Source organism: Methylobacterium sp. B1 (assembly GCF_000333255.1).
In the GTDB taxonomy this organism is placed as follows: domain Bacteria; phylum Pseudomonadota; class Alphaproteobacteria; order Rhizobiales; family Beijerinckiaceae; genus Methylobacterium; species Methylobacterium fujisawaense.
This window is the reverse complement of sequence record NZ_BACT01000995.1, coordinates 1-5,203: the sequence shown is the minus strand read 5'-3', so window position 1 is coordinate 5,203 and position 5,203 is coordinate 1. Positions and strand designations below refer to the sequence as shown.

4 protein-coding genes and 1 pseudogene are annotated in these 5,203 nt (G+C 70.7%); 3 read left to right on the top strand and 2 right to left on the bottom strand.

The genetic code is table 11. From position 1 onward, the window contains the following. Positions 1-28 precede the first annotated feature (28 nt). Positions 29-863, bottom strand: a pseudogene (locus I53_RS27710) (outer membrane protein). Positions 864-1,387: 524 nt separating this feature from the next. Between I53_RS27710 and I53_RS27705 the strand changes: the two are divergent. Continuing rightward, on the top strand, positions 1,388-2,896 hold the full coding sequence (locus I53_RS27705) for a hypothetical protein (protein ID WP_043357056.1): 1,509 nt from the start codon (positions 1,388-1,390) through the stop codon (positions 2,894-2,896). A gap of 216 nt (positions 2,897-3,112) precedes the next feature. Beyond that, positions 3,113-3,274: a YqaE/Pmp3 family membrane protein gene (locus I53_RS31965; RefSeq protein ID WP_085987713.1), complete on the top strand. Its 162-nt coding sequence runs from the start codon at positions 3,113-3,115 to the stop codon at positions 3,272-3,274. A 1,119-nt stretch (positions 3,275-4,393) separates the two neighbouring features. Here I53_RS31965 and I53_RS27695 read toward each other — a convergent pair. Next, the gene (locus tag I53_RS27695) at positions 4,394-5,005 is read right to left on the bottom strand and encodes a glutathione S-transferase family protein (RefSeq protein ID WP_043357054.1); all 612 of its coding nucleotides are present in this window, start codon (positions 5,003-5,005) and stop codon (positions 4,394-4,396) included. A gap of 94 nt (positions 5,006-5,099) precedes the next feature. On the opposite strand from I53_RS27695, the gene I53_RS27690 reads away from it, so the two are divergent. Then, positions 5,100-5,203, top strand: a 104-nt coding sequence (locus tag I53_RS27690) for an HTH domain-containing protein (protein WP_043357052.1), incomplete at its 3' end; no start/stop codon positions are given.

Sequence of the window (5,203 nt, the reverse complement as noted above, 5' to 3'; positions counted from 1 at the left end):
GTCGGGATCCGGCCGCCGCGGCGCGGTTTTAGTAGGAGCCGAACTTGTAGTTCCAGGCCGGCGCGGACGACGGCGAACTCGTCGGAACGGCGGCCGATGCCGCTGTAGACGACGGGGAAGTTGTTGGCGGCGTTGATGACGAACGCGCCCTGGTTGCGGGTGTTGCGGTCGAGGTTGACGTACAGGCCTTCGACCTTGAGCGTCACGGCCGAGGAGCGGAAGAAGTTCAGGAAGGAGTCGGTGGGGAGCGCGTACTCGACGCCGCCGCCGACGGCCCAGCCGGTGCGGAAGCTGTCGTTGCCGGCGTAGCCGCCGAAGGAGCGGTCGGCGCTGCCGGAGCCGTAGGCGAAGCCGCCGGTGCCGTACACGAGGGTGCGGTCGAAGGCGTAGCCGAGGCGGCCGCGGACGGTGCCGAAGAAGTCGAGGCTGGAGAGGCCGCGCGGGTCGGTGACGTAGTAGCCGGGGGCCAGCGCGCCGGCGACGAAGGCGTTGTTCCGGTTACGGCCGAAGTCGAGGTACTGGGCGTCCGCCTCGATACCGAACACGACGCCGGAGCCGGGGGTCAGCTGCCAGTTGTAGCCGATCTGGCCACCGCCGGAGAAACCGTCCTGGCTGCGGTTGCGGAAGGAGGCGACGGTGCCGGGAGCGGCGTAGGGGAACGGCACGGCGAAGGTGTTGCCGGTGTTGCGGTCGCTGGCGTCGAAAGCGTAGCCGGCGTTGATACCGAAGTAGGCGCCGGTCCAGGTGAAGACCGGGACGGGGGTGAAGACCGGCGGCGGGGCGGCGCGGCGCGGCAGGTCGGCGGCCGAGGCGGCGGCGGTCAGAGCGGTGAAGGCAGCCAGCGAGGCCAGGAGCTTGGTCATCAGGTAAGGTCCAAATTTCGATCTGGACGTATGGCTACCGATCATCGACGAAAATGGCTGTAGTTTTACGGACACACCGCCCGTCGATGGCGGGCAATGCCATAGTAAATCATCCCTCAAGATTCGCCGAGGTGCCGAAATACATCGCTCATACCGCGAGCGCGCGCGAGAACAATGTGAAGGCGTTTTGGTTGCATCGCACTGTGCCTATGCCCGCACCTGTGGCTGTCGAGCCACAGGTGCCCCTGCGCGACCGGCCGGCCTCGTGGGGGGAGGGCGCCGCCTGGGCCGGGCCTGACACTCGAGATCGATCCCGCGGGATTCCGGACCGGGCCGCCGAGCCAGTCGCCGGCAATCGCGCGCCGCGCGGATGATCGGCTTTCGGCACCCTCGCCGCTGTCCGGAAGCCGATCGACGGTAAATCCTATGGGCCGCCCAAAGTTATCACTCCCGTTACCAGCGGGAAAATAGACGGGATCGACAGTCATTGTCTCGAGCGACCCATCGATAGGAACCCGGCTGCCATGCATGTGAGAGTTCGCCTCGACGGCGCGAACCCGCGCCGCTGGCACGTCGCGCTGCTGACGCGACTCTCGGGCCTGCCCGGCATCGAAGCCGTCAGTGTCGAGGCCGCACCCGGCCCGGACGGTTGGCCGGTCCAGGCCGACCTCCTGTTCCGGCTGGAATCCCTGATCTTCCGGGTGGCCCCGAACGGGTCGGCGCCTGTGCCGCCGGCGGACTTGGCCGCCTGGACCGATCCCGCGGCCCCGGACCTCTTGCTCGACCTGTGTGGCGATGCGGTCGCCCGCTGCCCGGTCTGGCGGGTGGCTTACGATGGCGGCTTCGGCGAGATCGGCCTGCTCGGGAGCCTGCTCGCCGGCCGCGTGCCGCGCCTCGACCTGCTGGAAGGCGACACCGTCCTGGTCTCGGGACGCCTCGGATCGGACTACCGGGGCTCCATCGCGCTGTCGTTCGAGGACGCGCTGGTGCGCACGACCACGCTGGTCGCCGCCGCGCTGCGGGACCGATTGGCGGGCCGCGCCGCGGCTGAGACCCCGGCCCCGGCGGCCGCCGGGCCCGCGCGCCCGGCGCGGATCCGGGCGTCCCGACCGGCGCGGCTGCTGGCCCGCAGTCTCGTCGGCCGCCTGTACAGGCTGTGCTATCACGCGCCGCACTGGCGCACCGGATGGCGGGTTCTGCGCGGGCCGGATCTCATCGACCTGGGGCGCCATCCCGAGGGGGGATGGCAGATCCTGCCCGACGACGGCCGTCGCTTCTACGCCGACCCGTTCCCGCTCGCCGCCGATGGGACGACCCACGTCTTCGTCGAGGAATTCCCGCACGCGACCGGCAAGGCGATCATCTCGGCCGTCCGCTTCGGGCCGGACGGTCCCGTAGGGGCGCCCATCCCCGTGCTGGAGGAGCCGTATCACCTCTCCTACCCGTTCGTGTTCGCGCGGGCGGGCGCCGTCTGGATGGTGCCGGAGAGTTCCGCGGCGGGCACGGTCGATCTCTACCGGGCGACACGCTACCCCGGCGGCTGGGTGAAGGAAGCGACGCTCCTCTCCGGCGTGGTCGCGAGCGACGCGACGCTCCTCGAACAGGACGGCCGCTGGTGGCTCTTCGCCACCGTGCGCGACGCCCCCCCCGGCGCCCCGGCGGGATCGGGGTGCCACCACGACGCGCTGTATCTCTGGTCGGCCCCCGACTTCCGGGGACCGTATGTGCCGCATCCGGCCAATCCCGTTCTGGTCGACCCCTCGTTCGCGCGGCCCGCGGGCCGGATCGTCGCGCGCGGCGGGCGCCTGATCCGTCCGGTTCAGGATTGCGCCCACGGTTACGGCCGCGCCCTGTCGCTGGCGCGGATCGACCGGCTGGACCAAGACGGGTTCGCCCAGACCGTCCTCGGCCGGATCGAGCCCGGGCCGGCTTGGCCCGGCAGCTGTCTCCACACGCTCAACGCCGGCGGCGGCATCGAGTGCATCGACGGATCCGGCCGGGCTTCGCGCCTCAGGGCGCGGCTCGGCGCCTAGAGCCGCACCCGGCCCCGGGCGAACCGGCACGGCGTCGGATGCGCGTTCTCACAAGCCCTCCGGCGCCGAACCGGCATCCGCCCTGCGCCCCGGAGCCTCGATCCGGGATCTCGATCCGGGACCTCGATCCGATGCGTGTCGCGGCGGAGGCCCGGCCCCCAGGAACCAGCCGGCGCTTTCCGTGTTCGCTCACGAACCCGGAGACACGTCACCCTCATGATCATGATCCTCATCTGCTTTCTCGCGCCATGGCTCGCCATGTTCCTGCGCGGAAAGGTGCTTCAGGGTATCCTCTGCATCATCCTCCACCTGACGATCATCGGATGGATCCCGGCGACGATCTGGGCCCTGGTCGTGACCCGGAGGGAGGCGGCCTGACGGACAGCGCCGGGCCGGTTGCGGACCGGCCCGCCTTACGCCCGAAGATCAACGGAGGCCGCATCGTCGCGGAAGGATCGATCCGAGCGATCCCACCGAGGGACGTGACCGGCCTGATGCTCGGACTCGGCTCCAGCGGCCGGCCCGAGCCTCGGGAGACCGGCCGAGGCGGCCGGCGGCGTGCCGACTCCGGCGGTCTCGAACCGACAATCCGCTTCGCACGGTCAGGGACTGTCGGGCCTGATCCCGCATGCCGGCGGGATTCCGGTTCGCTTTACCGTCGATTGGGAGCGGTGCACTGCGCCCGGCCGTCATGCGCCTGCCGGATCCCGCTGGGCCGGCCGGCGACTGGAAGTTGGCTGCGTGCGCGGCGGTGCCGCGATCTGCCCGGTCCCCGAACGCGACGACGGCGGGGCAAGAACCCCGCCGCCCGCGAAGACCGTCGCCAGGGCAGCCTCGCGGGCTGCCAGTCTCCGTCGCTCAGAAGCCCATCAGGACGCCGGCCGAGCCGGTCACCGTCATCGCGAGGCCGCCCAGGAAAGCGCCGATCATCGCGTAGGAAAAGCCCTTCAGAACCATGTCGTGCACTCCTTTCATCACGCGGCGGGCCTTCGGAGGCCCGGGAAAACCAACTGCAACGATGATGCCGGATCGGCCGGGCGCGTGCGGTGCGATGCGTCACGTTGCATTGCGGAACCGTTCGGCGCAGGTTCAGCGACACGGCTGAGCGTGCCCCGGCGCGGGACGGGATGCGGCGGTCGGCCGTCCCGCCGGTCCGTCCTACGCGAAATGCGCGGGAAGGCTCAGAGCCTGCGCGTAGGTGACCAGCGCGATCGCGCCCGCGATCAGGGTGGCGGCGATCGTGATGCGGTTCGTCCAGGTCATCGTCATCTCCATCAGATGTGCGGCGGCGTTCGCGGTGTGATCCTGATGTAAGCTCAAGCATTCAGGTCCGGCGTGTCCTGAAACACCCGCGGTGGAGGGCGCCCCGCACATCGTCTGCGCGGCGATGGCCGGCGGAGCCCGCACCGCGCTGCACGCCGGCGCGGTGCGGGCTCGGTCCGTCCTTCTGGCGCCGGCCCCTCCACAGAACCGGCATCCGCTTCGGCGGAAGGCGCCCTAGGCACCCTGCTGAAGACCGGAGGCACCGTCCCTCGCCGCACCGCGGAGGGCGGCCGGTCGCGCCCGGCAGCGCTCCAGATAGGCCTCGAAGGCCTCGCTGGCCGGGAACGCGGCGCGGCCGAAACCCAGCGCGCTGGCGATGAGGATGTCGGCGCCGGAAAACCTCTCACCCATCGCGTAGGGGCCGCGCGCCAGGGCGGTTTCGAGGCGGCGGACCACCGCCTCGTGGGCGCGGCGCTTCTGCGGCGATCCCGGGAGCTCGCCCGCCATGCCGGCGAACAGGGCAGGCTCGAACTCTGCCACGTACCAAGCCAGCCAAGTCAGGTATGCGCCGCGATCGGGGTCGCCGATCGCCGGCGCCAGCCCCGCTTCGGGGAAGTGCTCCGCCAGATGGAGCACGATGGCCAGGGACTCCGCGACCAGCACGCCGTTGTGCAGGAGGGCCGGGACGCGTTTGTCGGGATGCGGGTTGGCGGCATCCGGCACGCCCTCCCCCGTCATCGGCCGGAAGATCGAGACCGGCTCGATGGCGTAGGGAACGCCCAGCTCCTCCAGCAGCCAGATCATGCGTGAGGATCGCGATTGCGGGGCGTGATACAGGGTGATCATGGCGCGGTTCCTTCGTCACGGCGGGCGGGATGGCCGCGACGGGAGGCTTGTAGGACCACCCTGCTGACAGCATCCTGTCAGCAGGAGTCGAGTGATGCGCCGCGCCGACAGGCTGTTTCAGATCATCCAGATCCTGCGGCGTGCGCCGCGCCCGGTGACCGCCGCCGAGATCGCCCGGGAGCTGGAGGTGTCCGCCCG

Coding starts and splice junctions, on each gene's coding strand:
- I53_RS27705 (WP_043357056.1), top strand. CDS start 1,388: ATGCATGTGAGAGTTCGCCTCGACGGCGCGAACCCGCGCCGCTGGCAC.
- I53_RS31965 (WP_085987713.1), top strand. CDS start 3,113: ATGATCATGATCCTCATCTGCTTTCTCGCGCCATGGCTCGCCATGTTC.
- I53_RS27695 (WP_043357054.1), bottom strand. CDS start 5,005: ATGATCACCCTGTATCACGCCCCGCAATCGCGATCCTCACGCATGATC.